The organism is Amycolatopsis sp. NPDC104863 (genome assembly GCF_055582965.1).
Map to the genome: position 1 here is coordinate 252,540 of NZ_JBVJOW010000002.1, position 26,718 is coordinate 279,257.

Annotated in this window: 30 protein-coding genes; 16 read left to right on the forward strand and 14 right to left on the reverse strand. The window is 72.3% G+C overall.

What is annotated here, in order from left to right:
• Positions 1-10 precede the first annotated feature (10 nt).
• The 3 genes from ACZ63J_RS10470 to ACZ63J_RS10480 all read right to left on the reverse strand — a co-directional run bounded on the left by ACZ63J_RS10470 (position 11) and on the right by ACZ63J_RS10480 (position 3,466).
• Complete coding sequence (locus ACZ63J_RS10470; RefSeq protein WP_465404045.1) at positions 11-1,219, reverse strand: glycosyltransferase 87 family protein; 1,209 nt, start codon at positions 1,217-1,219, stop codon at positions 11-13.
• On the reverse strand, positions 1,194-2,543 hold the full coding sequence (locus ACZ63J_RS10475) for a glycosyltransferase 87 family protein (RefSeq protein ID WP_465404047.1): 1,350 nt from the start codon (positions 2,541-2,543) through the stop codon (positions 1,194-1,196). The genes ACZ63J_RS10470 and ACZ63J_RS10475 overlap by 26 nt, the downstream gene beginning before the upstream one ends.
• A 71-nt stretch (positions 2,544-2,614) precedes the next feature.
• Positions 2,615-3,466, reverse strand: a complete 852-nt coding sequence (locus ACZ63J_RS10480) for a GGDEF domain-containing protein (RefSeq protein WP_465404049.1) — start codon at positions 3,464-3,466, stop codon at positions 2,615-2,617.
• Between the two features lie 270 nt (positions 3,467-3,736).
• On the opposite strand from ACZ63J_RS10480, the gene ACZ63J_RS10485 reads away from it, so the two are divergent.
• The 9 genes from ACZ63J_RS10485 (at position 3,737) to ACZ63J_RS10525 (ending at position 11,717) form a co-directional block, all read left to right on the forward strand.
• Positions 3,737-5,941, forward strand: a complete 2,205-nt coding sequence (locus tag ACZ63J_RS10485) for a sigma-70 family RNA polymerase sigma factor (RefSeq protein WP_465404051.1) — start codon at positions 3,737-3,739, stop codon at positions 5,939-5,941.
• A 10-nt stretch (positions 5,942-5,951) separates the two neighbouring features.
• Positions 5,952-6,452 (forward strand): GtrA family protein, encoded by a 501-nt coding sequence (locus tag ACZ63J_RS10490; protein WP_465335730.1) that lies wholly within the window; start codon positions 5,952-5,954, stop codon positions 6,450-6,452.
• A gap of 38 nt (positions 6,453-6,490) precedes the next feature.
• Entirely contained in the window at positions 6,491-7,018 is a 528-nt protein-coding gene (locus ACZ63J_RS10495) for a GtrA family protein (protein ID WP_465309197.1), read from the forward strand.
• A 5-nt stretch (positions 7,019-7,023) separates the two neighbouring features.
• Entirely contained in the window at positions 7,024-7,527 is a 504-nt protein-coding gene (locus ACZ63J_RS10500) for a GNAT family N-acetyltransferase (RefSeq protein ID WP_465404053.1), read from the forward strand.
• 209 nt (positions 7,528-7,736) lie between these two features.
• Positions 7,737-9,035 (forward strand): MFS transporter, encoded by a 1,299-nt coding sequence (locus tag ACZ63J_RS10505; protein WP_465404055.1) that lies wholly within the window; start codon positions 7,737-7,739, stop codon positions 9,033-9,035.
• Positions 9,032-9,886 (forward strand): NAD(P)H-binding protein, encoded by an 855-nt coding sequence (locus tag ACZ63J_RS10510; protein WP_465404057.1) that lies wholly within the window; start codon positions 9,032-9,034, stop codon positions 9,884-9,886. Before ACZ63J_RS10505 ends, ACZ63J_RS10510 begins: the two co-directional genes overlap by 4 nt.
• An 18-nt stretch (positions 9,887-9,904) precedes the next feature.
• On the forward strand, positions 9,905-10,552 hold the full coding sequence (locus ACZ63J_RS10515) for a response regulator (protein WP_465404059.1): 648 nt from the start codon (positions 9,905-9,907) through the stop codon (positions 10,550-10,552).
• 118 nt (positions 10,553-10,670) lie between these two features.
• Positions 10,671-11,303: a response regulator transcription factor gene (locus tag ACZ63J_RS10520; protein WP_465309450.1), complete on the forward strand. Its 633-nt coding sequence runs from the start codon at positions 10,671-10,673 to the stop codon at positions 11,301-11,303.
• Positions 11,304-11,306: 3 nt separating this feature from the next.
• Positions 11,307-11,717, forward strand: coding sequence for a Pvc16 family protein (locus ACZ63J_RS10525; RefSeq protein ID WP_465309189.1), 411 nt, complete (start codon positions 11,307-11,309; stop codon positions 11,715-11,717).
• Here ACZ63J_RS10525 and ACZ63J_RS10530 read toward each other — a convergent pair.
• Positions 11,607-12,383 carry a TetR/AcrR family transcriptional regulator gene (locus tag ACZ63J_RS10530; RefSeq protein ID WP_465404061.1) on the reverse strand — a complete coding sequence of 259 codons (777 nt, stop codon included), beginning with the start codon at positions 12,381-12,383 and terminating at the stop codon, positions 11,607-11,609. The two genes, ACZ63J_RS10525 and ACZ63J_RS10530, sit on opposite strands and share 111 nt — an antisense overlap.
• A gap of 67 nt (positions 12,384-12,450) precedes the next feature.
• Here ACZ63J_RS10530 and ACZ63J_RS10535 point away from each other — a divergent pair, with 67 nt between their 5' ends.
• Positions 12,451-13,575, forward strand: coding sequence for an FAD-dependent oxidoreductase (locus ACZ63J_RS10535; RefSeq protein ID WP_465404063.1), 1,125 nt, complete (start codon positions 12,451-12,453; stop codon positions 13,573-13,575).
• Between the two features lies 1 nt (position 13,576).
• Here ACZ63J_RS10535 and ACZ63J_RS10540 read toward each other — a convergent pair whose 3' ends face one another.
• Together ACZ63J_RS10540 and ACZ63J_RS10545 are read right to left on the reverse strand one after the other, a co-directional pair.
• Positions 13,577-14,860 carry an ATP-binding protein gene (locus tag ACZ63J_RS10540; protein ID WP_465309183.1) on the reverse strand — a complete coding sequence of 428 codons (1,284 nt, stop codon included), beginning with the start codon at positions 14,858-14,860 and terminating at the stop codon, positions 13,577-13,579.
• A gap of 3 nt (positions 14,861-14,863) precedes the next feature.
• Positions 14,864-15,559 (reverse strand): response regulator transcription factor, encoded by a 696-nt coding sequence (locus tag ACZ63J_RS10545; RefSeq protein ID WP_395932280.1) that lies wholly within the window; start codon positions 15,557-15,559, stop codon positions 14,864-14,866.
• A gap of 42 nt (positions 15,560-15,601) precedes the next feature.
• Between ACZ63J_RS10545 and hisN the strand changes: the two genes are divergently transcribed.
• A complete protein-coding gene (gene hisN / locus ACZ63J_RS10550; protein WP_465404065.1) occupies positions 15,602-16,387 on the forward strand; it encodes a histidinol-phosphatase in 786 nt (261 codons plus the stop codon).
• On the opposite strand, the gene ACZ63J_RS10555 is transcribed toward hisN, so the two are convergent.
• From ACZ63J_RS10555 to ACZ63J_RS10580, 6 genes are all read right to left on the reverse strand, one after another.
• Positions 16,384-17,292 (reverse strand): phosphotransferase family protein, encoded by a 909-nt coding sequence (locus tag ACZ63J_RS10555; protein WP_465404067.1) that lies wholly within the window; start codon positions 17,290-17,292, stop codon positions 16,384-16,386. The genes hisN and ACZ63J_RS10555 overlap by 4 nt on opposite strands.
• Positions 17,289-17,549, reverse strand: a complete 261-nt coding sequence (locus tag ACZ63J_RS10560) for a hypothetical protein (RefSeq protein ID WP_003105220.1) — start codon at positions 17,547-17,549, stop codon at positions 17,289-17,291. The genes ACZ63J_RS10555 and ACZ63J_RS10560 overlap by 4 nt, the downstream gene beginning before the upstream one ends.
• Positions 17,549-18,517, reverse strand: a complete 969-nt coding sequence (locus tag ACZ63J_RS10565; RefSeq protein ID WP_465404069.1) for a TNT domain-containing protein — start codon at positions 18,515-18,517, stop codon at positions 17,549-17,551. The genes ACZ63J_RS10560 and ACZ63J_RS10565 overlap by 1 nt, the downstream gene beginning before the upstream one ends.
• A gap of 102 nt (positions 18,518-18,619) precedes the next feature.
• Entirely contained in the window at positions 18,620-19,549 is a 930-nt protein-coding gene (locus ACZ63J_RS10570) for a hydroxymethylglutaryl-CoA lyase (protein ID WP_465404071.1), read from the reverse strand.
• Entirely contained in the window at positions 19,549-20,136 is a 588-nt protein-coding gene (locus ACZ63J_RS10575) for a PH domain-containing protein (RefSeq protein ID WP_465309173.1), read from the reverse strand. Before ACZ63J_RS10575 ends, ACZ63J_RS10570 begins: the two co-directional genes overlap by 1 nt.
• 85 nt (positions 20,137-20,221) lie before the next feature.
• Complete coding sequence (locus tag ACZ63J_RS10580) at positions 20,222-21,022, reverse strand: biotin--[acetyl-CoA-carboxylase] ligase (RefSeq protein WP_465335740.1); 801 nt, start codon at positions 21,020-21,022, stop codon at positions 20,222-20,224.
• An 81-nt stretch (positions 21,023-21,103) separates the two neighbouring features.
• Here ACZ63J_RS10580 and ACZ63J_RS10585 point away from each other — a divergent pair, with 81 nt between their 5' ends.
• From ACZ63J_RS10585 to ACZ63J_RS10595, 3 genes are all read left to right on the forward strand, one after another.
• Entirely contained in the window at positions 21,104-22,129 is a 1,026-nt protein-coding gene (locus tag ACZ63J_RS10585; protein ID WP_465404073.1) for a C40 family peptidase, read from the forward strand.
• Between the two features lie 87 nt (positions 22,130-22,216).
• Positions 22,217-22,768, forward strand: coding sequence for a hypothetical protein (locus tag ACZ63J_RS10590; RefSeq protein WP_465404075.1), 552 nt, complete (start codon positions 22,217-22,219; stop codon positions 22,766-22,768).
• Between the two features lie 41 nt (positions 22,769-22,809).
• Entirely contained in the window at positions 22,810-23,145 is a 336-nt protein-coding gene (locus ACZ63J_RS10595; protein WP_465404077.1) for a VOC family protein, read from the forward strand.
• A 2-nt stretch (positions 23,146-23,147) separates the two neighbouring features.
• Here the strand turns inward: ACZ63J_RS10595 and ACZ63J_RS10600 are convergent, their stop codons facing one another.
• Positions 23,148-24,170, reverse strand: coding sequence for an alkene reductase (locus ACZ63J_RS10600; protein WP_465404079.1), 1,023 nt, complete (start codon positions 24,168-24,170; stop codon positions 23,148-23,150).
• Positions 24,171-24,235: 65 nt separating this feature from the next.
• Here ACZ63J_RS10600 and ACZ63J_RS10605 point away from each other — a divergent pair, with 65 nt between their 5' ends.
• Positions 24,236-25,084 (forward strand): sigma-70 family RNA polymerase sigma factor, encoded by an 849-nt coding sequence (locus ACZ63J_RS10605; RefSeq protein WP_465404081.1) that lies wholly within the window; start codon positions 24,236-24,238, stop codon positions 25,082-25,084.
• A gap of 34 nt (positions 25,085-25,118) precedes the next feature.
• Here ACZ63J_RS10605 and ACZ63J_RS10610 read toward each other — a convergent pair whose 3' ends face one another.
• Positions 25,119-25,706 (reverse strand): dihydrofolate reductase family protein, encoded by a 588-nt coding sequence (locus ACZ63J_RS10610; RefSeq protein WP_465404083.1) that lies wholly within the window; start codon positions 25,704-25,706, stop codon positions 25,119-25,121.
• A gap of 191 nt (positions 25,707-25,897) precedes the next feature.
• On the opposite strand from ACZ63J_RS10610, the gene ACZ63J_RS10615 reads away from it, so the two are divergent.
• Positions 25,898-26,710 carry a class I SAM-dependent methyltransferase gene (locus ACZ63J_RS10615; RefSeq protein WP_465404085.1) on the forward strand — a complete coding sequence of 271 codons (813 nt, stop codon included), beginning with the start codon at positions 25,898-25,900 and terminating at the stop codon, positions 26,708-26,710.
• Positions 26,711-26,718: the final 8 nt, after the last annotated feature.

Here is a 26,718-nt window from a genome sequence, read left to right on the forward strand (position 1 = left end):
GCCACTCAGCCTAAACGGTCACGACCTGCGGTGACCGCCGGACCAGGCGAACCTCGCGCGCCGCGAGGCCCACGATCCCGGCCGCCGCCGCGAGCACGTACGCGTTGCCGAGGACCGACCAGCCCAGGCCCCAGCCGAACTCCGTGTCGCCGCCGTTGGGCACCAGCATCACGATCTGCGAGACGAACAGCACCGCGACCGCCGCCGCGATCCGGTACCACCCCTTGACCACCAGCAGCGTGAGCAACGGCACGCACCACACCCAGTGGTGCGACCACGACACCGGCGACAGCAGCAGCCCGTAGAACGCCGTGACGAGCAACGCTGCCGCATCCTCACCGCGCCGGTGCAGCCGCACCACCAGCCACACCGCGGGCACGGCCAGCACCGCCGCCACCCCGACCGCCACCGCCAGCGACCAGGGCGCCAGCTGCGACGCCCGGCTGACCAGCCCGTTCAGCGACTGGTTGAAGATCCAGTGCACCGACCCGACCCGGCTCGGGTCGGTCGCCGAATCCCGCCAGAACCGCGCCGCGTCGACCGGGATGACCGCGAACATCACCGCCTCGAGCGCCACGAACGTGCCCAGCGCGCGCAGCCCGTCCTTCCACCGGCCCGTGAAGAACAGGTGCGGCACGAAGATCAGCGGGGTCAGCTTGATCGCCGCCGACACGCCGATCAGCACGCCCGCCCAGCGCGACCCACGCACGGACAGCACCAGGACGTCCAGCACCACGAACGCCATCAGTATCAAGTTGATCTGGCCCAGGAACAGCGTCTTCCACACCGGTTCCAGCGCCAGCGCGATGGCCGTTCCCGCCGGCAGCGCCCACCAGCTTCTTCCCAGAAGCGACGAGCCCCCCGGCGACGACAGCACCACCGTGATCACGACCATAAGGCCGACCACCGACAAAAACGCGATCACGCCCCAGACCAGGCCGGACGGCACGAGCGCGAGCGGCAGGAACAGCGGCGCGGCGGCCGGCGTGTAGGTGAACGGCAGCCGCACCCAGTCCGGCAGCGCCGTCAGCACGTCCCGCGTGTACAGCGGGTCGCCGTGCACCAGCGTCAACGCCCCCGCGCGGTACACGGCGCTGTCCGCGCCCAGGTGCCAGCCGGCCAGCCAGACGACCACGCCCAGAGCGAGAACGAGCAGCGCGAGAAGGCCCGAGAGCACCCAGCCGGTGCGGGTCTCAGACGCCGGTCGTGACGTCGACATGCTCGTCCGCGGCGGCCTTCTTCCGCGCCCGCCGCTGCAGGCCCCAGCGCAGGATCAGCGCCGCGGCCAGCACGACCGGCATCAGGATGTAGGCGTCCCCCAGGATGTTCTGCCACACCTTCCAGTGCAGCTCCACGTTGCGGCCGTTGGGCAAGATCAGCAGCACGCAGCTGAGGAACACGAACGCCACCAGGAACGTCCCGACCCAGCGCTTCCACGCCGTCGCCGGGGTGGTCTTCGGCAGCCGCGACACGAGCAGCACGATCAGCGGGACCACCCAGACCCAGTGGTGGGTCCACGAGATCGGCGAGATCAGCAGCGTCCAGAACGCGGTGACGAGCACCGCGGCCAGCGCCTGGCCCTTGCGGTGGAACCGCATGAGCAGCCACAGCGCGGGGATCGCGAGCAGGAAGCCGATGCCCATCGCCGCCTTCGACGCCCACGGCGCGAGGTCGGTGGCCCGGTTCATCAGCGCGTTGAGCGACTGGTTGCCCGCCCAGTGCACCGGCCCGATCCGGCCGGTGTCGGGCAGCGTGATGGTCCAGTACTTGGCCGCGTCGTGCGCGTTGATCAGGAACATCAGGCCCTGGAGCAGCACGAACGTCGCGAGCCCGCGCAGCGCGTCCTTGCGGCGGCCGGTGATGAACAGGTGCCCGAGGAACACCAGCGGCGTCAGCTTGATCGCCGCCGCGACGCCGACCAGCACGCCGCCCCAGCGGCTCCCCCGCGCGCCGATGACCAGCATGTCCAGCAGGATCATGGCCATCAGGATCAGGTTGATCTGACCGAGGAAGATCGTCCGCCACACCGGTTCGAGGCCGAGGAAGACCAGGAAGAACACGATGGTCGAGCGGGCGGGCGAGGCCCACCAGCGCGGCCCGTCGTCGGCCGGGCGGGGCAGCGCGCCGATCGCGATCCGGATCGACAGGGCCATCGCGCCGAGCGAGACGGCGGTGATCAGGCCCCACGAGATCTGCGTCGGGAACGCCGCGAGCGGGACGAAGATCAGCGCCGCCGTCGGCGGGTAGGTGAACGGCAGCAGCGCCCACCACGGCTCGTTGGCGAGGGTGTTGGAGTCGTAGAGCGAGTCGCCGTGCAGCAGCGTCAGCGCGCCGGCGCGGTAGACCGCGCTGTCGACGCCGAGCACCCAGTCGTGCTGCCAGCCGTAGATGCCGTACCCGATCGCGATCACGGGGATCACCAGCAGGATCAGGATCGACCGCGGGCGTACGGACAGGCGGGCGAGTGACTTGCGCAGGGCCAGGCGGTGCTGGGATCTGGCCGCGACTTCGCCGTCGACGTCGGTGGGTACGGTCCGGGTCACCTCACCAGGAAATCATGGCCGGTCCCGTCCGGGGTCAGAAGGGTCCGCGCGAACCGGGCTTTCCGGACGTTCTACGCCCGCGCGAGACGGGCCAGCAGGTCGCACGCCAGTTCGTGGGTGGCGGGCAGCCGCACCGCCGACACCCGGGGCCGGCCCGCGTCCGCCAGCTGGCTGTCGACCGAAAGCCGCTCGTGCAGCGCTCTTCGCAGCGCGACGCCGTGCGAAGCGACGCCCTCGTCCTTCGGGACCAGAGCGGCGACGACGGACGGCCCGAGCGAAGCGACGCTCTGCCCGCTGTCGAACACCGCCCGCAGCGCGTCCGCGACCAGGATCATCCCGGTCAGCCGCGGGAACCCGGCGACGGTGCGGAGGTCGAGCGAGACGACGAGCAGCACGTGGTCCTCGGCCGCCGGCCGCTCCCGCGCGGCGGCCGCCTGGTAGACCTCGACGAGCCGGGTGCGCAGGTACGCGGCCGAGGGCAGCCCGGTCAGCGGGTCGGTGACCTCGGTGTGCACGAGCTGGTCGGTGGCGACGTCGGCCCAGGCCAGCGCCGTGGTCCGGAGCAGCCGCGCCGGGGTCGCGTCGACGTCGGGCGAGACGAACCCGTCGCCACCGTGGTCGACGACGGCGTGCAGCGCCGCGAGGTCGGCGAGGGTCTCGGCGAGCCCCGCGCCGGCGGCAGCCCGGGCCCTGGCCAACCCGGCCAACGCCGTTTCGGCGGCTTCCATCCGGCCCTTGGCCGTCACCGCCGCGCAGACGGCGTCGACCTCGGGCAGGGCCCAGTCGCTCGGGAAGCGCCAGCCGGAGGCCAGGCTGGCCGTGCGCCAGCGCGCCCGCAACGTGCGCAGAGCGTGGTCGCGCTCGGCGTGCGCGGAGGCGGGCGGGACGTCACCGGAGCCGGATCGCGTAGCCGGAAGATCCACTGGCCACCCGCTCCTTTCGTCCGGTCCGTGTCGATCTTGGTCGGTGCTTCACGGTGAGGACGTACCCCGACGGACGCCGTGACGCGTACTGGCGAGTTTTTGTTAAGAAGGTTTTCCCCGGCGCCGGCCGGAGGTGGGTGATTTTGCTCCGCCGACGGAGTCAACACCCCCACCACGACGTGACGGCCCAGGGTGGGTCAGTCACACTTGTCTCGCGCCGCGGGCTCGCCTGTAATGGCAGGTCCTGGCCCTAGCCGACCGAGGAGTGCCGTGTCCACCGTTCCCGCCGATCTCAGCGGAAAGAGTGACGCCGAGCTGATCGCCGAGGTCCGCGCCGGGAAGATCGAGTCGTACGGGCCGCTTTACGAACGGCACACCGGCGCGGCGCACAATCTGGCCCGTCAGCTGGCCCGTTCGAGCTCCGAAGCCGACGACCTCGTGTCCGAGGCGTTCGCCAAGGTGCTCGACACTCTCCGTGGTGGCAAGGGACCGGACACCGCCTTCCGGGCGTACCTGCTGACCGCGCTGCGTCACACTGCGTACGACCGCACCCGCAAGGAACGCCGCGTCGACCTCAACGAGGACATGACCGACGTCGGCGGCGCGGCGGGCGAGGCGCTGACCGTGCAGTTCTCCGACACCGCCGTCGCCGGGCTCGAGCGGACGATGGCCGCGAAGGCCTTCGCACGGCTGCCCGAACGCTGGCGCGCGGTGCTCTGGCACACCGAGATCGAGCAGCAGAGCCCGGCCGAGGTCGCGCCGCTGCTGGGCCTGACCGCGAACGGCGTCTCCGCGCTCGCCTACCGCGCCCGTGAAGGGCTGCGGCAGGCGTACCTGCAGGTCCACCTGCAGGAGAACGAAGAGGAACGCTGCCGCGCCTGCGCCGAACGCCTCGGCGCGTGGACCCGCGACGGGCTGTCCAAGCGGGAACGCGCCCAGGTCGAATGCCACCTCGACGAGTGCGAGAACTGCCGCGCGCTGGCCGCGGAGCTCGCCGACGTCAACGGCGGATTGCGCGCGATCATCGCCCCGATCGTCCTGGGCGGCGCGGCACTCGGTTACCTCGCCACGATCGGCGCCGCGAAGGCCAGCGCTGCCACCGCCGCGACCGCGGGTGCGGCCGCCGCCGGCGCAGCCGCGGCCGGAGGCAAGGCCGGCGCGGCCGCGGGGGCCGCCGCCGCGGGACCCCGCCAGTTCGCCGGGGTCGCCGCGTCCGGGACAGCGGTCGTCGCGGCCGTCGTCATCGCGCTGACCGCGGGCGGCGGGGCGCAGGACATCCCCGTCGCGGCCCAGGTGCCGCCGCCGGCGATCCAGCCGGTCCAGCCGCCGGCGCCGAAGCCGCCACCGCCGGCCCCTCCGGCGCCCGCGCAGCCACCGGCACCGCCCGCGCCTCCCGCACCACCGGCGCCACCCGTCGAGCCCGCGCCGCCGACGGTCGAGCCGCCGGCTCCCGCACCGCCGGCGCCGCCCGCCCCGGCGCCGCCGTCGGTGTCCGCGACCACGCCGCCGGGCGGGCTGGAGCTGAGCCCCGGCACCGCGATGAACCTGCCGCTCACCGTCCGCAACGACGGCGGCAGCGCGTCCGAACCGGTGGCCGCCGCGCTGAACCTGCCGCCGGGCGTGCGCGCGGTCGACGCGGGCGGCGGTGGCGCGCCGATGGCGTTCGCCCAGGACGGCGCCCCGATTTCGGTGAACTGCCCGGGTGGCGAGGGCACGGTCGTCTGCAAGACCGGCGCCGGCCTGCAACCCGGCCAGAGCGCCACGCTGAACTTCCGGCTCCAGGCCGACGAGGACGCCCAGGGCGGCACGGTCACCGGGTCGGTCACCGCCGGCGTGCAGATCAACGTCGCGGTGAGCGTGAAGGTCACCGTGAAGCTGCCGCCGGAAGCGGTGGTCCTGGAGGCTCAGGGCGACGGGCTCTCGGCGTTCCCCTGGACCCGCAACCCGCTGGTCTACGTGCGCGTCCGCAACACCGGCGAGACGACCAAGCCGGTCACGGTCACCTTCGACCACCCGCTGTGGCAGTGGTGGAGCCTGCGCGGCTTCCCCTGCACGCCGACCGGCGACGGCGCGAGCTGCACGACGAAGAGCGCGTTGGCCCCCGGCCAGCACGTCAACCTGTGGGTGCGGCTGAAGGGCCGTCCCGACGACGGGCGCGTCACGATCAACGCGAAGCTCGGCAAGGCCACGGCGGCGCCGGTGACCGTGGACTTCGGCTGTTACCACCACTGGTGCGGCGAGGACCCGCTGCCGACGACCACCCCGCCGACGTCGTCGACCACACCCACGAAGCCGACAAAGCCTTCGAAGCCGACGTCGACGACTCCGCCGGCGACCACGTCGAAGACCGAGCCGACCACCGAGCCCCCGGTGTCTTCGACGACGACGAGCGCGCCCCCGCGGCCGACCGGCAAGCCGGGCGACCAGCCGCCGACCGTCACCCCCGAACGGGCTTTCGGGTGGCTGACCGGGTAGCGTCCGCGCGGTGCGCGAGCTGCTGAAAAAGCATCGCGAGCTCCTCCGCTTCGCCGTTGTCGGCGGGATCAGCTTCGTGATCACGATGTCCGTCAACTACGGCCTGAAGTTCACCGTGCTGCGGACCCACCCGGTGACGGCCCTGATCCTCGGCGTCCTCGTCGCGACGATCTTCTCCTACGTCGCCAACCGCGAGTGGTCGTTCCGCACCCGCGGCGGCCGCGAGCGGGCGCACGAGGCCGCGCTGTTCTTCCTGATCAGCGGTGTCGCGCTGGGCCTGAACGCGCTGCCGCAGTGGTTCTCGCGGTACGTGCTCGACCTGCAGGCGCCGCACCTGACGGCGTTCGGCGTCGAGGTGGCCGACTTCGTCAGCGGGATCGTCATCGGCACCCTGCTGGGGACGGCGTTCCGCTGGTGGGCGTTCAAGAAGTGGGTGTTCCCGGAGGAAGACGCCCGGGTGTCCCTTTCCGTCGCGGACGATCCGGACATTCCCGGCCGCAAGGCCGCCTGAACCACAGGTCAACGCGGTGTGCTCCTAGACTGGGGTGCGTGACCGTTGTGGAAACCGTGCTCAAGCGCACGCCGGAACCACTGCGTTCGGTGCTGATCAAGCACCGGGAGCTGCTGAAGTTCGCGATCGTGGGCGGCACGACGTTCCTCGTCGACAACGGCGTCTGGTACTTCCTGAAGCTGTCGGTGCTCGAGTCGAAACCGACAACCGCGAAGGCCATCGCGATCATCGTCGCCACGATCGTGTCGTACATCCTCAACCGCGAGTGGTCGTTCCGCACCCGCGGCGGCCGCGAACGCCACCACGAGGCCGCGCTGTTCTTCGTGATCAGCGGCATCGCGGTCGTGGTGAACCTGATCCCGCTGTATGTCTCGCGGTACGTGCTGGACCTCGAGGTCCCGCACGTGACGCGGCTGGTGCAGGAGGTGGCGGACTTCGCGAGCGGGTCGATCATCGGCATGCTGCTCGCGATGTTCTTCCGCTTCTGGGGGTTCAAGAAGTGGGTTTTCCCGGATGAGCTCGGCGAACGCCGGCGCGACACCGGCGACGTGACCCGCCTGCGCTGACCCCCGTGCCCGAGCTGGTCGAGCCTGCGGCCGAATGGCGCACCGCCTGGCTCGAGGCCCACGCCGAGTGGGGACCCGGCCGGCACGAGGACGGTTTCGGCCTGCTCGCCTCCGACGACGTCGGCTCTCCCGCCGGGTTCACCGCCTGGCTGGCCCGGCTGGCCGAACCCGGCTGCACGCACCGGTGGATCGTCGAAGACGGCCGGGTGCTCGGCGGAATCGCCCTGCGGCACGGGTTCGGCGACTTCGTCCGGCGGTTCGGCCACATCGGGTACGGCGTCCGGCCGTCCGCACGCGGTCGCGGCGTCGCGACCTGGGCGTTGGGCCGGATGCTCGGCGAAGCTCGCGAACTCGGCTTCGACCGGGTCCTGCTGGTCTGCGCCGCGGACAACGCCGGCTCGGTGAAGACGATCGAACGCCACGGCGGTGTTGCCGAAGAAACCCCGGACGACCGGGTCCGGCGCTACTGGATCGATCTCCGCGGAAACTACTTGTCTTCTGACATGTAGTTGTCTACAGTCATCCTCGTCAGTGTTCCTTCGTGAGGACGCCGTCCGGGTTCGGGCCGGGCGAGCGGGACGATTCGAGGTGGTTTCCGAGCGCGAAGAGGTCGCACCCGTTCGCGGGTGACGATGGAGCCTTTTCCCGACTCGACGGGACGCGTGCCCCAAGCCGCGTCCGCATCTCTCGTCCCTTCTGACGAAACAAGGACCCTTTCTTGAGCACCACCGCGCTGAAACGCGCTCAAAAACCCGCGCTCGCGGGCCTTTTCCTGTCCGTTTTCCTCGCCATGCTCGACGCCCAGGTCGTCGCCACCGCGCTCCCGCGGATCGCCGCCGAATTCGAAAACGCCGGGGCCTATGCCTGGGTCACCACCGCCTACCTGCTCGCCGGCAGCGTCACCGCGCCCCTCTACGGCAAGCTCGGTGACGTCGCCGGGCGCAAACGTGTGCTCCTGGGCGCCCTCGGTCTCTTCCTGCTCGGTTCGCTCGCCTGCGGCCTGGCGCCGTCGGCTGCGCTGCTGATCGCCGGGCGCGTCCTGCAGGGCGCCGGCTCCGGAGGCCTCTTCGTCTCCGTCGGCGCTTCGCTCGGCGAGATGTTCACGCCCCGCGAAGGCGCGAAGTACTTCGGGTGGTTCTCGATCTGCTTCGCCGTCGCCTCGCTCGCGGGACCCGTCTTCGGCGGCCTGCTGACCGATCTGGCCGGCTGGCGGTCGATCTTCCTGGTCAACCTGCCGCTCGGCCTGGTCGCCCTGGTGCTGCTCGGGCACCTCGACCTGCCCCGACGCCGTCGGCAAGCTCCGTTCGACTTCGCCGGCGTGGTCCTGCTCGGGGTCACGATCACCGGGTTCACCCTGCTCGCGCCGTGGTCGATCGGGCTCGGCACGCTCACGGCCGTCGCCTTCGTCCTCGTCGAAAGACGAGCCGAAGCGCCGGTGCTGCCGCCGCGCCTGTGGCGCGACCGGACGTTCACCGTGTCCGTCGTGCTCAGCGTGCTCGCCGGGTTCGCCTTCCTCGGCTCGATCAACTACGTCGCGGTCTTCCTGCAGGCCGACGCCGGCCCCGCGGAAGGCGGGCTGCGGCTCGTGCCGATGACGATCGCCGTCGCGGTGGCGTCCGCCGTCGCGAGCCGGGTCATCGCGCGCACCGGCTCCTATCGCTGGGCGCCTCGGCTCAGCATGGCGCTCGGCCTGCTCGCCGTGCTCGGCCTCACGGTCGTCCACGGGCTGCCGCTGGTCCTGCTCTGCCTGGTCGTCTTCGGGCTCGCCGCCGGACTCAACCTGCAGGTCCTCGCGATGGCGACGCAGAACACCGCGCCGCCGGGAGACCGTGGCGCGGTCGCCGCCACCGTCAACCTCGCCCGCGCGCTCGGCTCGGCCCTCGGCCCGGTCGCGCTCGGCTTCGCCTACCGGGCCGGCGCCCACGGCGTTTTCCTCGCCCTGCTGCCGGTCCTCGCGCTCGCCCTCGTCACGGCGTTCGCGCTCCCGCACGTTCCCCTCAAAGGAGAATCCCGATGATCTTCGTCCTCGGCGCCACCGGCAAGGTCGGCCGCGCCCTCGTCCCCGCCCTGCTCGACGCCGGCGCCGCCGTCCGCGCCCTGACCCGTGATCCCGGGCGGGCCCGCATCGATCCGCGCGCCGAAGTCGTCCAGGGTGACCTCGACACCGCCGATCTCCCCGCGCTGCTCAACGGTTCCGACCGCGTGTTCGTGCTGACCCAGGGCCACGCCGCCGACCGCGAACGGGCGGTCGCCGAAGCCGCCACCCGGGCCGGGGTCACCCACCTCGTCAAGCTGTCCACCACCGGTGTCCACTTCGGACAGAACGACGTGATCACGCGCTCCCACGCCGAATCCGAGCGGGCAGTCCGCGCGGCCGGTCCGATGTGGACGATCCTGCGACCCGGCGCCTTCATGGACAACCGGTTCGCCTGGCGCGAAACCATCCGCGGCGAGAACGCCGTGTACGCGCCGGACACCGACCCGGCGTCCGCGCTGGTCCACGTCCGCGACATCGCCGACGTCGCGACGCTCGTCCTCACGACGTCCGGCCACGAAGGTGCGACCTACGAGCTCACCGGCGGCGAGGCCCTCACCACCGAGCAGCAGGTGAAGATCCTGTCCGAAGTGCTCGGCCGGCCGATCGAGTACGTCGAAGAGCCCGAAAGCGCCGCGCGCGACCGCATGATCCGGATGTTCGGCTGGCCCGCCCAGGCCGTCGACGGGCTCTTCGCCCTCAAGCGCGAGTCCGCCGGCCACGAACACGTCGTCTTCGACACCGTGGAGCGGCTGCTCGGCCGGCCGCCGCGGACGTTCGCGGACTGGGCGCGTGAGAATGCGGCCGCGTTCACCTACCATTACCGGGGGTGACGGCGGGGAGGTGACCGGATGGCCGACGGCCTGCGTGTCCTCGTCGTCGACGACCACCCGCTCTTCCGCTTCGGCGTCTGCACGCTGCTCGACGCCGAAGCCGGGATCGAGGTCGTCGGCGAGGCCGCGACCGGGGTCAACGCCGTCGAAGCCGCGGCCGCGCTGCGGCCCGACGTCGTGGTCATGGACCTCCACCTGCCCGACCTCTCCGGGATCCAGGCGACCCGGCACATCGTGACCGCGAGCCCGGACACCGGCGTGCTGATGCTGACGATGGCCGACGAAAGCGAGTCGGTCTTCGCGGCGATGCGCGCCGGTGCCCGCGGCTACCTGCTCAAGGACGCCGAGCCGGACGAGATCATCCGCGCCGTCCAGGCGGTCGCCCGGCGTGAAGCCATCTTCGGCCCCGACATCGCGAACCGCGTCCTCGGCTTCTTCAACCAGCCGCCGGCCACCGAGCCGGTTTTCCCGGAGCTGACCGGGCGCGAGCGTGAGGTCCTGTCGCTGATCGCGGCCGGGCACAGCAACGGCGTCATCGCGAACACGCTGTGCCTGAGCCCGAAAACCGTGCGCAACCACATCTCGAACGTCTTCGCCAAGCTGCACGTCGCCGACCGGGCCGAGGCGATCGTCCGGGCCAGGGACGCCGGCCTCGGGCGGTCCTGAGAGGCGGCCCTCCGGGCAACATCGGGACGCCGGTCCCATGTGCCCGGGACACCTCGGCGGGCAGTGTGGTCACCGTGAGGGGTGGGACCCTCGCACCGTTCGAGGGGAATGGGTGACGATGTTCGAATCCGACAGGACGCCGGTGGTGGTCCGCGCCACCGATCCGATCCTGCACAACGGCGTCTGCATGGCGCTGCGTTCGCGCGACGACGTCCGGGTGGTGGACGCGGAGGCGGCCGACTCCGGCGTGGTCGCGCTGCTGGTCGCCGACCGGCTCGACGAGTCGATGACCCAGCTGCTGTCCGCGTTGCACCACCAGGGCTTCACCCGCATCGTGCTGGTCGCGGGCGAGGTCGACGACAACGAGATCCTCAACGCCGTCGAGCACGGGGTCTGCGCGGTCGCCCGCCGCGCCGACGCCGGGCCGGAGGTGCTCGTCCGGCTGGTCAAGGCCGCCGCGGCCGGGGAGGGCGCGCTGCCGCCCGACCTGCTCGGGCGGCTGCTGAACCGGGTTTCCCGGCTGCAGCGCCAGGTGCTCCAGCCGCGGGGGCTGCACCTGGGCGGGATGAGCAACCGGGAGACCGAGGTGCTGCGGCTGGTCGCGGCGGGCTGTTCGACGCAGGAGATCGCCGACCAGCTGTGTTATTCGCAGCGCACGGTGAAGAGCATCCTGCACGACGTGACCAACCGGTTCCAGCTGCGCAACCGTTCGCACGCGGTCGCGTACGCCCTGCGTGAAGGGTTGATCTGACCCATGATCGCCCAGGTCGACGAGGCCCTGTGCCGGCTGCTGCGGCCGCGCCTGCCGGCGGGGACGCAGATCCGGCTCGATCCGCCGAAGCCGACCTGGCAGACGGAGTCTCAGGTGCGGAGCGTGGAGCTGTTCCTCTTCGCGCTGCACGACGCCGTCGGCGAAGAAGACGAGGGGGGAGGGAAGCGCGCGGCTCGCCGCTGCGCGCTTTCCTACCTCGTCACCGCGCGGGCCGCGAAGGTCCGCGAAGAACACGATCTGCTCGACGCCGCGCTGCACGCGGTGCTGGACGCCGACGAGGGCTCACCGGTCCGGCCGCGGCTGGCGGCCACCGACCCGACGGCCCTGTGGACCAGCCTGGGCATGCCCGCGCGAGCCGGGTTCGTCCTGCTCGTCACCGCCGACACCGAGTGAGTGCGCGGTGGTGATGCCCGCGAGCACGAGGTCGACGCCGGTGAGGAACTGCTCGCGGTCGTCGTGCTGCCGCATCTGCCCCGCGATGGCCCGGACGAACGGGAAGCCGGCCGGGTCGAGCGCTTCCCACGCCGTCGCCACGGTGTCGAGGAACTCGGCGCGGCCCACCGTGAGCCCGGGGGTGTGCGCGTTCGCCGCGTTCTGGCCGGCGGCGCCGAGGACGTAGTGCACCAGCGCCGACGTCGCGGTGAACCAGCTGTCTTCGGGCACGCCGAGCGCCTGGACGTGCCGGCCGAAGCTTTCGAAGACCCGCGGCGCGACCAGGCCCGAGGGGTTCCGGGAGAACTGCGCCGAGAGCTGGGTCGCCAGCCACGGGTGCTCGTCCAGCGCGACGAACAGGCCGAGTGCGACGCCGCGGATCCCGTCCCGCGGTGAGCTCGCGGAGTCCGCCGGCGCGGCCAGCACCGCCTCGACGACGGCTTCGGTCGCGGCGCCGAGCAGCTCGCCCTTGTTCGCGACGTGCCAGTAGATCGCCCCGGCCCCGGTCGCGAGCCGCTCGGTCAGCACCCGGAACGTCAGGCCGTTCTCGCCGGCTTCGTCGAGCACCTCGACGGCCGCTTCGACGATGCGATCCCGGGAAAGAGCCTCTGTGCGCCGCGCAACCATGGCTCCATCTTGACATGACTGGAACGCCGTTCCAATATGGAATGACATTCCAGAGAGGAGCACCACCATGCGCACCCCCATCACGATCATCGGCGCCGGACTCGGCGGCCTCACGCTCGCCCGGGTCCTGCACGTCCACGGCATCCCGGCCACGGTTTACGAGGCCGAGGCCTCCCCGGCGGCCCGCACGCAGGGCGGGATGCTCGACATCCACGCCCACAACGGCCAGCCCGCCCTCGAAGCGGCCGGCCTCCTCGAGGAGTTCCGCGGCCTGGTTCTGGAGGGCCGCGAAGCGACGAGGATCCTCGACCGGCACGGCACCGTGCTGCTCGACGAACCCGACGACGGCACCGGTGGCCGTCCCGAAGTGCAACGCGGGGAGCTGCGGCAGCTCCTGCTCGACTCACTCCCGGCGGACACCGTCCGGTGGGGACACAAGGTCAGCGGCGTCCGCGCGCTCGGCGAGGGCCGCCACGAGGTGACCTTCGCCGACGGCACCGCCGTCACCACGGACGTCCTGGTCGGCGCGGACGGCGCGTGGTCGAAGGTCCGGCCGCTGCTTTCCGACGCCGTGCCCGCGTACGCCGGGACGTCGTTCGTCGAGACGTACCTGTTCGACAGCGACACCCGCCACCCGGCCAGCGCGAAGGCCGTCGGCGGCGGCGCGCTGTTCTCGCTCGAGCCGGGCAAGGGCATCCAGGCGCACCGCGAAAGCGGCGGGAACCTGCACACCTACGTCGTGCTGTCGGAGTCCCAGGAGTGGTTCGCCGAGATCGACTTCACCGACGCGGCCGCGGCCTCCGCGCGGATCGTGCAGGAGTTCGACGGCTGGGCCCCGGAGCTGACGGCGTTGATCACCGACGGCGAGACCGCGCCGGTCCTGCGCCCGCTCAACACGCTGCCGGCGAACCACCGCTGGGAGCGCGTGCCGGGCGTGACGCTGCTCGGCGACGCCGCCCACCTGTCGGTCCCGAACGGCGAAGGCGCGAACCTGGCCATGGCCGACGGCGCCGAGCTGGGCAAGGCCCTCGCCGCGCACCCGGACGACGTCGAGGCCGCGCTCGCCGAGTACGAGCGGGCCCTGTTCCCGCGGAGCCTAGAAGCCGCCACCGAAGCCGCGCGCGACTTCGAGCTCTGCTTCGGGGAGAACACGCCCCACAGCCTGGTCGCCCTGCTCACCGGGCAGGCCTGACTCAGCGCGGGACGCGTTCGGCGGGCCAGCGCACCTCGGGCACGTCGCTGGGCCGCGGGACCTTGAGGAACAGGCTGAACACGGCCGGACGGCGGTTCGACAGCTCCAGGCGGCCGCCGTCCGCCTCGACCAGCGCGCGGGCCAGCGCCAGCCCGACGCCGGTCGAGCCGCCGCCGGAGAAGCCGCGTTCGAAGATGTGCGGGGCGAGCTCGTCGGGCACGCCCGAGCCGGTGTCGCTGACCTCGATGACCACCGTGCCCTCGGCGTCGCCGCGCCGGGCGACCAGGGTGACCGTGCCCGAGCCGTGGCGCAGCGCGTTGTCCAGCAACACGCCGATGACCTCGCGAAGCCGGCCGGGGGTCGCCCGCGCCATCAGGCCGTCGGCCACGCGCATGCGCAGGTTGCGGCCTTCCGAGCGGAGCAGCTCGCGCCACTCCTGCGCCATCTCGGGCAGCTGCGTGGGCAGGTCCACCGGCTCCGCGCCGACCTCGCGGGCCGCACGCGCCGCCGCGAGCAGCTCGTCGAGGGCTTCGGCGAGCCGGTCGGCCTGCTCCTGGGCGGCCTTCGACTCGACGGCGACCTCGTCGTCCGGGTGCACGGTGAGCGGTTCGAGCCGCAGCTGCAACGCCGTCAGCCGGCTGCGCAGCTGGTGCGAGACGTCCCCGACGAGCTGCCGTTCCCGCTGCACGAGCTGGGCCAGTGCGGTGCCGGACGCGTCCAGCGCCTCGGCGACCATGTCGAGCTCGCCGACGCCGTAGCGGCTCGGGTCGGGCCGGAAGTCACCGCCGCCGAGCCGGGACGCGCGTTCGGCGACGTGCCGCAGCGGCTTCGCCAGCCGCCGCGCGGTCGCGATCGCCACCACCGCGCCGGTGCCGATCGACAGCAGCACCAGCAGGACGACGACGAGCGTCACCGTCGTCTGGCGTTCGTGCATCGGCCCGGCCGGCACGGCGATCTCCACCTTGCCGTCGCGGGCCAGATCGGCCGTCTCGCCGACGATGTCGGGGCCCGGGTCGTTGCCGTAGCGCTTCTCCCCCTGGCCGCTGGACCACACGGTGAGCAGGCCGTTCGCCGGGACCGCTGCGCGCACCTGGTCGAGGTCGATCGCCTGGCCGTTGGCGATCTCGGTGTCGAGGATCGCCGCCGCCGCACGGGCGTTTTCGGCGAGGGTCTCGCGGTAGCTCGACTCGATCTGCCAGCTCGCCACGATGCCCAGCGGGATGCCGAGAACCGCCGCGGTGACCGCGACGGCCAGGAGGATGGCCAGCAGGATGCGGCGGCGCACGGCTTATTCGGCGTTGAAGCGGAAGCCGACGCCGCGGACGGTCGCGATCCGCCGTTCGCCGTCGTGGGTCTTGCTGCTGCGGCCGGCGGCCTCGTCGGCGGCGATGGCGAGCTTCCGCCGCAGCCACGACATGTGCATGTCGAGCGTCTTCGACGTCTTCGACTCGAGGTCGTTCCAGACCTCGGCGAGGATCTCGTCGCGGCTGACGACCTGCCCGGCGCGGCTCATCAGCACGCGCAGCAGCTCGAACTCCTTGTTCGCCAGCTGCACCTCGTGCAGGTCGACGGTGACCAGCCGCGCGCCGAGGTCCATCCGGACCCCGCCGGCCTCGAGCACCTCGGGCACCCGGCGGCGCAGCAGCGCGCGGATCCGGGCGAGCAGCTCGGCCAGCCGGAACGGCTTGGCGACGTAGTCGTCGGCGCCCGCGTCCAGGCCGACGACGAAGTCGACCTCGTCGGTGCGGGCGGTGAGCATCAGGACGGGCAGCTCGGTCCCGTTGGCGCGCAGGCGCCGGCACACCTCCAAGCCGTCCATCCCGGGCAGGCCGAGATCCAGCACGAGCAGGTCGACGCGCTGGGCGGCGGTGGCGTCGAGCACCGAAGGGCCGTCGGTGACGACGTGGATCTCGTATCCCTCACGTTCGAGGGCGCGGGAGAGCGGTTCGGCGATGGCCGGATCGTCTTCGGCAAGTAGGACCATGCTCACCTGGTCAACTCTACGGCGGTGCGGCGTGAAACCATCGTGACCGTGCCTGGCTACGGAGATGATCTGGACCTCGCCACCCGGCTGGCTGACACCGCCGACGCGATCACGGCGGCGCGGTTTCGCGCCCTGGACCTCAGGATCGAGCGCAAGCCCGACCGCACCCCGGTGACCGACGCGGACACCGCGGTCGAAGACGCGATCCGCGCGGTGCTGGCCGCGGAACGCCCGTCCGACGCGGTCCTGGGCGAGGAACGCGGCGGTTCGGCGGCGACCGGCCGCGCGTGGGTGCTCGACCCGATCGACGGCACGAAGAACTTCCTCCGCGGAGTACCCGTCTGGGCGACGCTCATCGCGCTGGTCGTCGACGGCGACCCGGTGGTCGGCATGATCACCGCGCCGCTGCTGGGCCGCCGCTGGTGGGCGGCGACCGGGTCCGGGGCGTTCTCGTCCGACTCGGCCGGGACGCGCCGGCTGGCGGTTTCGGGGGTTTCGTCTCTTTCGGACGCTTATCTGTCCACAACGGACCTGAACTCGTGGGGAGAGCACCACTCGCGGGAGAAGTACCTCGAGCTGGTGGACGCGTGCTGGGAATCCCGTGCGTTCGGCGACTTCTGGCACCACGTCCTGGTGGCCGAGGGCGCCCTGGACGTCGCTGCGGAGTGCATCGTGAACCCGTGGGACGTCGCGGCGGCGCAGGTGATCGTGACCGAAGCCGGGGGCCGGTTCTCCGACCTGGACGGCTTGGGCCGGTACGACAACGGGAGCGCGTTGTCGACGAACGGCCTGCTGCACGACGAAGCGCTGGGGATCCTCAAGCGCTAGGCGAGCCGGTCCAACGCGGCGCTGAGGAACGCGTCCCGGCGTTGTCCGAGAAGGTCGGCGTCGAGGTCCGGGCGGCCCTGGTCGTGGATCGCCGGGACGCAGAACGCCATGTCCGCCAACGTGCCCAGGGCCGCCACGACGTCCCAGTAGGCGACGTCGTCCGCCCGTCGCCCCGCGGCTCGCTGCCAGCCGTCCAGCACCTGCTCGGCAGCGGGCAGCCCGAACATCAGGGCCGCGTCGAAGCGCGCCCCGCTGAGATCGATTCCCGCGGATCCGGCACCGGCGCAGTCCCAGTCGACCAGGCCCGTGCATCGGTCGCCGGACCACAAGGTGTTCCCGAACCACAGGTCACCGTGCACGAAGACGGTCGGGCCGCCGGGCATCGGGAGGCGGGCCAGCCGTTCTTCGGCGGCGGCCAGCAGTGCAGTGGTGCCCTTCTCCCGGCGTTGGGCCGCGAAGTCGACGTCCGCGATCGAGCGGGTCCGCAGGGGCAGCGCGGCCCGAGGCTCGAGCGGGACCGCCTGAAGTGCGGCCGCCGTGGCCCCGAGCGCCTGGAGCCGTGCGTGCGAGGCGACCGCGGGAATCCGACTGTGCCCGGGCAAGGCAGCCGTCAGCACCGCCAACGCTCCGGTCGCGGCGCCGTCGAGATCCGCCGCGATCAGCCGGGCCGCGGGCAGCCCGTGGTCGCCGGCGACCCGCAGTGCCGCCGCCTCGGTCGCGAACCGCTGACGATGGTCGGGATCAGCGGGGTCCCCGAGGCGCAACACGGCCGCGTCGGCCCCGTCGACCCTCAGCAACCACGGATCGACTCCCTCCCGCAGACCGGTGACCGAGGCCACCCGGGCGCCGCCGACCGCGTCGGTCACCCACCGCATGACCTTCCCGGGCAGCTCTCGCTTCGTCACGACCCCGGCAGCAGCCCGACGGCGCCACGGGCGACCTGCGCCCAGGCCAGCCGGCCGAAGAGGTAGTGGCACGCGACCTGCTCGCTGGTGAACCGCGCCCAGTCGTAGCGGTTGCCCTGCTCCCGCCAGAACACCTCCCACGCCTCGTCCTCGCCCTGCATCAGGCACCAGGCGTTGTCGACCTCGGCGCCGAGCGAGACCACCTCCGGCGGGACGCCCAGCACGCCGAGCCAGCGCTGGATCGACTGGGTGTTCATCAGTCCTCTTCCCCCTTGGCCTCGGCGAGATAACCGAGGGTGACGAGCTCGTCCGCCGCCAGCAGCGCACGGTAGCGGGCACCGCCGCCGACCTGGCCGAACCAGTTCGCGGTCTCCGACCGCCACATCGGCACCGCGCGCACGACGACGTACCGGCGGTACTCGGCGTCCAGCATCCCGGGCGGCAGCGAGCGTTCCGCGAACGGCGTGCCGTCGGCGAAGAACACCCGGCCGTACGCCGGGCCGAAGCGGTCGAGCACGGTGTTGGCCGGGACCATCACCGGCTCGGCGTGGTCGACGCCGCCCTCGGGGAACATCTCCCCCGGCGGCCACGCGTACTCCGGCCCGAGCTCGCTGTGCCCGACGACGAACCGGCGGATCCACACCGCCTGCGTCGCCCGCGCGTACGGGACGTAGTGCTCGGTCAGGTGCGCCGGCACCGGCCGCGGCGGCGCGGTCGGCGACCGGCGGAACCCGGCGGTGACGTTGGTGAGGGCCTGGTCGTCGAAGATCAGCCGGGCGTCCGGGTGGTCGTTCGGGCCGAAGCCGTCCGGGTCGTCCTCGGGCAGGTCGAGCTGCAGCGCCGGTTTGTCCATCGCGACCGGCAGGTGCCCGATCGGGAACATGTGCACCAGGAACAGCGCGACAACGCTTTCCCGCTCGACGCGCGGCGAGCCGAGCGGGGGCAGCGGCGCGGGCGAGCCGGGGTTCGGCGGCGGGCCCGCCACGGGCGGCGGCGGCCCGGCCGGCGCCGGCGGAGGCTGCGGGGCCGGCGGGGCCGGGGGCAGCGGGAACGGCGGCAGGAGCGGCGACACCGCGTGCGGCCACGCGGCGGGATTGCCCGAAGGCGGCGTCGGCGCCTCTTCGAAGGCACCCGAGTCCGGCAAGCCGTACCCGGGCAGCCGGATCGGCCCGGTGTCGAGGTCGGCCTCGACCGGTTCGGAGCCCGCCTCGGAAGGCTCGGTCACACCCATCCTCCGGCTCGGTCGGTGCCCGCGGGCACACTGTTCGACGCGGCCGCGGCCGGTCCCCCTTGATACCGCACCCTCCGGGTGCGTGCGCAGGCGAGGTCAGCTCAGCGCGGCCACCACGCGGGACGGGCTCGGGCGGCCGAGCTGTCCCGCCATCCACGCGCTGGCCGCCACCAGCGCGTCCAGGTCGACGCCGGTCTCGACGCCGAGGCCGACCAGCATCCACACCAGGTCCTCGGTGGCCAGGTTCCCGGTCGCCGACTCGGCGTACGGGCAGCCACCCAGTCCGCCCGCCGAAGAGTCCACTGTCGACACTCCACATCGGAGCGCCGCGAGGGTGTTGGCGAGAGCCTGACCGTAGGTGTCGTGGAAGTGCACGGCCAAAGTACCGACATCGCCGAACAGCCCGACCAGGTTCTCGACCTGGCCCGCGGTCGCGACGCCGATGGTGTCGCCCAGCGAAAGCTGCGAGCAGCCCATGTCCAGCAGGCGGCGCCCGGCGTCGGCGACCTGCTTCGCGGGCACCACGCCTTCCCAGGGGTCGCCGAAGCACATCGAGAGGTAACCGCGCACGTCCAGGCCGGCTTCCCGGGCCCGGGTGACGACCGGCTCGAACATCGCGAACTGCTCGTCCAGCGACGAGTTGAGGTTCTTCTGCGCGAACGTCTCCGTGGCGCTGGCGAAGATCGCGATGTGCTCGACCCCCGCGTCGAGGGCCCGGTTCAGGCCCTTCTCGTTCGGCACCAGCACGGGGTAGCGGACGCCTTCGCGGCGGTCCAGCCCGGCCAGCAGCTGCTCGGCGTCGGCCAGCTGCGGCACCCACTTGGGGTGCACAAAACTGGTCGCCTCCAGCGTGGTCAGGCCGGCGCCCGCGAGCCGGTCGAGGAACTCCAGCTTGACCTCGACCGGGACGATCGTCTTCTCGTTCTGCAGGCCGTCCCGCGGGCCGACCTCCCAGATCGTGACCCGCTCCGGCAGGTCAGCCGCCGAGGGGACCCGCTCCGGCAGACCGAGTTCGCGCGTGCCCATCAGCGGCGTCGATCGCCGCGCGGCGGGTGCCCGCCCTGGGGCGGCAGCGGCTCGGTCTGCTGGGGAGCCGGCGCGCCGCCGGGCCGGTAGTCGTCGTACGGGTTGTCGTTGACCTCGCGGTAGATCACCGAGTGCACCTTCTCGACGTGCGGGATGTCCTCGAACCGCAGCGGCTCGTCCGACGCCGACTCGATGATCAGCGAGCCGCAGCCGAAGACCCGGTCGAGCAGGCCGTGCTCGAACTGGACGCTGTTGATACGGCCCATCGGGATGTCGATGCCGGTGCGCTTCAGCACACCCTCGCGCACGATCAGCCGGTCGGTCGTGACGATGAAGTGGGTGGTGCGCCAGCGCACGAACGGCACCAGGAACAGCCACACGACGAGCACGAGCGCCACCACGCCGATGGCGATCAGCCCGACGGAGTCCCACGGCGAGCCGGCGTCCTTCGCCAGGAGCGCGAGCCAGATGCCCGCGCCCACCGTGACCAGCAACGCGAGCGTCGGGAAGATCAGCATCTTGAAGTGCGGGTGACTGTGCACCACGACGTGCTCTTGCTCGCTGAGCAAATCGTCCGGATAGGCCACGGCGGACGCTCCCAAGGTCGGTGCGGCGGTGTCGTCTCACCGTACCGGCGAGACGCCCGGCCGGTGAGTGCAACGCCCCGAAGAATCAGGCCGGGCGGACGTGCACCACGTCACCCGCGAAGACGGTGTGGCGCTGGCCGCCCGCCATGTCGACCTGCAGCTGCCCCGCGGCGTCGATGTCGGCCGCCCGGCCGACGAGGGACGTGCCGTCCGGGAGCTGCACCTCGACGTCCTGGCCGAGGGTCGCGCAGTGGGCGCGGTAGTCGCCGAGCAGGCCCGCTTCGGTGAGGTCGCCGCCCGCGAGCCGCCAGCGCCGCTCGAGCTCGTCGAGCTCGGTGAGCAGCGCGATCGCGACGTCGGTGCGGTCGGTGTTCGTGGCGCCGCGCTCGGCCAGCGACGTCGCGGGCAGCCCGCCGGGCCCCGGCTGGACGTCGCCGAGCGGCAGGACGTTGAGCCCGATGCCGAGCACGATCGACGCTTCGGCCCCCGCGACGGCCTCGGCCAGGATCCCGGCGCACTTGGCGCCGTCGACGAGGACGTCGTTCGGCCACTTGAGCGAGGCGTCGACCCCGACCCCGGCGGCGGCCGCCCGGACGGCGAGCCCGGCGACGACGGACAGTGAGCCCAGCGCCGAAAACGACACGCCCGACGGCCGCAGCGCGACGCTCAGGTACAGCCCCGCGCCCTTCGGCGAGCTCCAGGACCGCGCGCGCCGCCCGACCCCCGCGGTCTGCTCCTCGGCGAGCAGGACGGTGCGGTCGGCAGCCCCGTCGTCGACGGCTTTCCGCAGGTCGGCGTTGGTGGAGCCGGTCCGCTCGACGACGTCGATCTTCGCGTACCGATCCTGCAGCTCCGCGCTCAGGCGGGCAGCGTCGATCTCAGGCATGTGCCCACCATATGGGAGTCCCCCTAACGTGCAAGCTACTCAGTCGTTCACTAAGAGGTGCGCTCTTCTAAGTTGGACCCCGTGACGACCAAGCCGACCTCCTGGGCTCGTGGTGCGGCCCTGCGCGGCCTCGTCGCGCTGCCGCTCGTCGCGGGTCTCGTGGCCGCGGGCTTCCTGCTGGCCGACCGCTCCCCCGAACCCGCGCCCGCCCCGCTCCCGGTGGCGCGCGACGCGGCGGCGTCGGGCCCGTCGGTCCTCGAGGTCAGCGCACCGGTGAAGGCGCAGGAACCGGGCCAGGGCGCGTCCGGCGCGGGCGGCAAGAGCCCGCTCCAGCAGTGGGCCGAGCAGCTGTCCGGGCCCCTGGACATCCCGGCGGACGCGCTGGTCGGCTACGCGAACGGCGAGCTGGCGCTGCGCAGCGAACAGCCGTCGTGCCACCTCTCGTGGGTCACGCTCGCCGGGGTCGGCTCGGCGGCGTCCGACCACGGCCGCGGCGGCGGGAACCTGCTGGGGCTGACGGCGGCGCAAGCCAAGAAGTACGGCGCCGACGCGCCGGTCGCGGCCGGGCGGGCGCTCTGCGCGGGCGGCACCGACCTCGGCGCCGGCCCCGGCTGGTGGAAGGCGATCGCGGCGTACCACCCGGGCAACGAGACCGAGCTGTTCCGCCAGCGGGTGCTCGGCACGGCCCAGCTGTACGCGACGCTCTCGCTCGACCCGGCGTCGGCCTCGTCGCCGTCGGTCCGCGCGACCCGGTTCGCGCTGGGCCAGCTCGGCCTCCCGTACGTCTGGGGCGGCAACGGCCCCAACGCGGGCGCGGCCGGCTTCGACTGCTCGGGCCTGACGAAGGCGTCGTACGACAGCGCGGGCGTGTCCCTGCCGCGCACGGCGGACAGCCAGTTCCGGGCGCTCCCGCCGGTGCCGGCTTCGCAGGAGCCGCGCCTGGGCGACCTGGTGTTCTACGGCAGCCCGGCGACACGCATCCACCACGTCGGGCTGTACCTCGGCAACGGCCTGATGATCAACGCGCCGACCGAGGGCCAGGCGATCCAGATCCACACGTATCACTCGAAAGGTGACGACTACGCGGGCGCGGGCCGTCCCGCCTGACTCTTTCGTCTCGCGTTTTCCGGTTCCGCCCCGCCGCCGGGCCGGTGTCGATTACCCTCCGGATTCTTCGAGGGGAAAGGCACTTTCATGTCCGTTCGCGCGCTATCGGTCCTGGCCACGGGCGTCTTCCTGGTGATCACCGGCTGTTCGAGCGACGTCGGTGGGACGGCGGCCCCGGCTTCGACTTCGGCTTCGGCTTTGCCCGCGCCGTCGTCGTCGACTGCGGCCGTGTCCTCCACACCCGCGCCTTCCTCGTCGAGCACGCCGTCCTCGCCCTCGTCAGCTCCTGTCAAGACGGCTGCCGGGGCGATCGCGCGGTACGAGACATATCTGCACGCGGTGGGCAAGCAGGACGTCGCGACAGTCTGCGAGATCGCCGCCCCGGCCGCGAAGAAGGCCGAGGACGAGGGCTTCGGGCCGTGCGAGCAGACGATCCCGGTCATGTTCGGGTTGATCTCGGCGGCGCAGAAGCGAGCGCTGCAGAGCGCGACGGTCGATCGGGCCCGCGTCAGCGAGGACAGCGCGACGAAGGTCCAGATCCCGGCGAGCGCGATCCGGGCGGCCGTCAAGTTCACCGAAGGCGACCTGGGCGACGCGGTGCTCGAGTACCGCGGCGGCAACTGGTTCGTCGTCGACTGAGCTCGCCGTTTTTGTCGGTGGTCGCCGCTAACGTCGCCGGCATGTACGAAGTGGACTTCGTGGAGTTCCCGTCGGCGTCGGCAGCGGCGTCCGGCGAGTTCTTCGAGCGCGCGTTCGGCTGGGCGGCGACCGCCTACGGCCCGGACTACACGGACGTCCGGACCGCGGGACCCACCCTCGGCTTCCAGGCGGACCGGGCCCAGCAGACCGGCGCACCGCTGGTCACCATCCGCACCGACGACCTCGCCGCGGCCCGGACGGCGGTCGAGTCCGCCGGCGGTGTGGTGACGACGGAACCGTTCGCCTTCCCCGGCGGGCGGCGGTTCCACTTCCGCGAACCCGGCGGGAGCGAACTGGCGGTGTGGTGCCCGGAATGACACTACGACGCCAGCTCGACGTACCCCGCCGCCCCGCCGCCGTAGTAGGTGGCGGGGTCGCCGGGCGCGAGCGGCAGGCCGAGCGCGAACCGCGTCACCAGGTCGGGGTTGGCGATGAAGTGCCGCGCGTAGGAAACGGCGTCGGCGATCCCGGCCGCGACCACGGCGTTGCCCGAGTCGCGGTCGAAGCCGTTGTTGACGATCAGCGGCCCGGCGAACAACCGCCGGTAGCGCGCGAAAGCGGCGAAGTCCGGTCCGTCGTCGGCCCCTCGGAGGTGCAGATACGCCACATCCAGTGAAGCGACGATTTCGTCGTACTCGGCGCGGAGTGTTTCGTCCACAGTGAACAGTCCGCCGGTCCACCACGGCGAAAGCCGCACGCCCACCGCGAGCCCGGACGCGCGCACGGCGGCGACGACGTCGAGCAGCAGCTTCCCCCGGGAGCGGCCGTAAGCGTCGGTGCGGTGGTTCAGCCGTGGGTGCAGGAACTGCGCGAGGAGGTACACCCCGTTGGCCGCGACCTCGACCCCGTCGAACCCGGCGCGGCGCGCGTTTTCCGCCGCCGTGCCGTAGTCCGCGACGGTCGCCCGGATTTCGGCCGCGCTCATCTCGCGCGGAGTCACGGTCGGCCTTCGCCCGCTCGCGAGGTGCACCGTCTCGCCCGGGTTCACCGCGGACGGCCCGCCCGGCCGTTCGCCGAGGAACTCCGGGTGCGAAACCGCGCCGGTGTGCCACAGCTGCAGGACGATCCGGCCGCCGAGCGTGTGCACGACGTCGGTGACCCGCCGCCACCCGGCGACCTGAGCGTCGGTGTGGATGCCGGGGACGTCGGCGAGCCCGACGGCCCGTTCGCTCACCCAGGTGCCTTCGGTGACGACGAGCCCGGCGCTCGCGCGCTGCGCGTAGTAGGCGGCCTGCAGCTCGCCCGGCACGCCGCCGGGAACGCGCGCCCGCGTCACCGGCGCCACCACCACCCGGTTCGGCACCCGCCAGCCACCCAGGTCGGCAGGGGTCAGCAAGCTCATCCGGTCACCTCCGGTCGCGGGGATTCGTCAAAGAAGCGACGGTGACGGCGGGCGAAAGGTGACCGATGGACGACCTGGCGGCGGAGTTCGAGGCCGAACGCGGCCGGCTGCGCGGGCTGGCCTACCGGATGCTCGGCTCCGCGGCCGAAGCGGACGACGCCGTCCAGGAGGCGTGGCTGCGACTGAACCGCGCGGAGCCGGTCGACAACCTGGCGGCGTGGCTGACGACGGTCGTCTCCCGCGTCTGCCTCGACGTGCTGCGCTCGCGGAAGGCGCGCCGGGAGGATCCCTTCGAGGTCCTGCCGGAGCCGGTGGATGGCGCCGACCCGGCCGGCGAGGTGGAGCTGGCCGACTCGGTGGGTCGCGCGCTGCTCGTCGTGCTGGCCACGCTCGGCCCGGCCGAGCGGATCGCGTTTGTGCTGCACGACCTGTTCGCGATGCCGTTCGACCGGATCGCGCCGGTGCTGGACCGGACGCCCGTGGCGGCGAAGAAGCTGGCGAGCCGCGCCCGGCAGCGGGTGCGGGGCACGTCCCTGCTGCCGCCGGCCGACCTGGCGCGGCACCGCCGGGTCGTGGACGCGTTCCTCGCCGCGGCCCGTGGCGGTGACCTCGACCAGCTCCTCGACGTCCTCGCCCCGGACGTCGTACGCCGCGCCGACCCGGCGGCGCTCCCTTTGGGAGCATGCCTCGAAGCGCGCGGCGCCCGCGCCGTCGCCGAGGAGACGCAGGTGTTCGGAAAGCGGGCCCGCTTCGCCGAGACGGCCTTGGTAGACGGCGCAGTCGGAGTGGTCGTCGCCCCGCGAGGACGGCTGCTGCTCGCCCTCGCGGTGACCGTCGAGGGTGCACAAGTGACGTCGTACGAGGTGATCGCCGACCCCGCCCGCCTCGCCGCCCTGCGGATCACGCTCCTGTGAGCCCGCGGCAGTACTGACGCGGCCGGCCCGGCCCTCACCGGTCGATCCGGTAGGACAGGTGCGTCACGCCGGTGCCTTCGATGATCTCCGGCCCGACCAGCTTGGTCATCGCGTCGAGGTTGTCGAAGAAGCGGACGCCGGAGCCGAGCAGCACCGGGGCGAGGTCGACCTGGATGCCGTCGAGCAGGCCGAGGTTCAGGCACTGCTGGGCGATCGTGGTGCTGGCGACCGCGACGATCTTGTCGCCGGCGACCTGCTTGGCCTGGTCGACGGCGCTCTTGAGGCCGTCGGTGACGAAGGTGAACGGCGCGTCGGGGTGCGGCCAGTCGACGGGCGTGTCGTGGGTGACGACGAAGACCGGCACGCCCATCGGGTGCGTGCCGCCCCAGCCCAGGGTGAGGTTGAAGAGGCGGCGGCCGGTGATCAGCGCGCCGACGTTCTCGAGGGCTTCCCTGAGCATCTTCGCGCTGGCTTCGGAGGTCTTGAAGGTCGCCCACTCGGCGGCGGTCGGGACCTCGACGTCACCGTTGCCGAACCACTCGAACAGGTGATCGGTGCGGTCCTCCGGGTCGGCGACGAAGCCGTCGAGGGACATGGACATGTTGGCGATGACCTGGGCCATTGTCTTGCTCCTTTGTGCTGGTCAGGGGCCGTTTCCCTGCTGACGAGAAGTCTTCCGCGGCGGCGCTCCCGGAAGATCTGCCACCTGGCTGACATCCGGCGGCGGGGTGGCCGATGCCTTGACAGCGCCGGCCGGCCCCGGAACCATGAACGTGTGTTCATGAACGCGTGTTCACAACGAAGGGGATGCAGATGAGCGGGATCGTCAACACCGCGCAGGCGGAGGCGTGGAACGGCTACGAAGGGGAGCATTGGGCGACCAACGCCGACCGCTACGACGGCGTGAACAGCGGGTTCAACGAATTCCTGCTCGACCGCGTCGGCACGGAAGACCGGGTGCTCGACATCGGCTGCGGCAACGGTCAGCTGACGCGACTGGCCGCGGCGCGGGGGCGGTCCGCGCTCGGGGTCGACCTGTCCGGGCCGATGCTCGAGACCGCGCGGGCCCGGGCGGGGTCGGACGTGACTTTCGAGCAGGGTGACGTCCAGGTCCACCCGTTCCCCGACGGCGGGTTCGACCTGGCGGTCAGCCGGTTCGGCGTGATGTTCTTCGCCGATCCGGTGGCGGCGTTCGCCAACGTCCGGCGAGCGCTGAGCCCCGGCGGCCGGCTCGCGTTCCTCTGCCTGACCGCGCTGGCAGGCACGGACCTGGGCCGGGTGTTCGGCGCGATGGCGGCGTACCTGCCCCAGCCGACCGGACCGGACGGCAGCGGCCCGACGTCGTTCGCGGACCCGGACAGGACGAAGGCGGTGCTGACCGAAGCCGGCTTCGAGGACGTGACGTGCACCCACGTCGAGGCCGACCAGATCTGGGGCCGGGACGTCCCGGACGCCGCGCGGTTCATCACCGACTGGGGCCCGGTGCGCCACCACCTGAGCCTGGTCGACAAGACCACCGCCGCCCAAGCCACCGAAGCGCTCACAGCGGCGCTGGAGCCGTTCGCCGCCCCGGACGCGGTGCGGTTGCGCGGTGCGGCGTGGCTGGTCACGGGAAGGAGGACCTGACAGGCCTA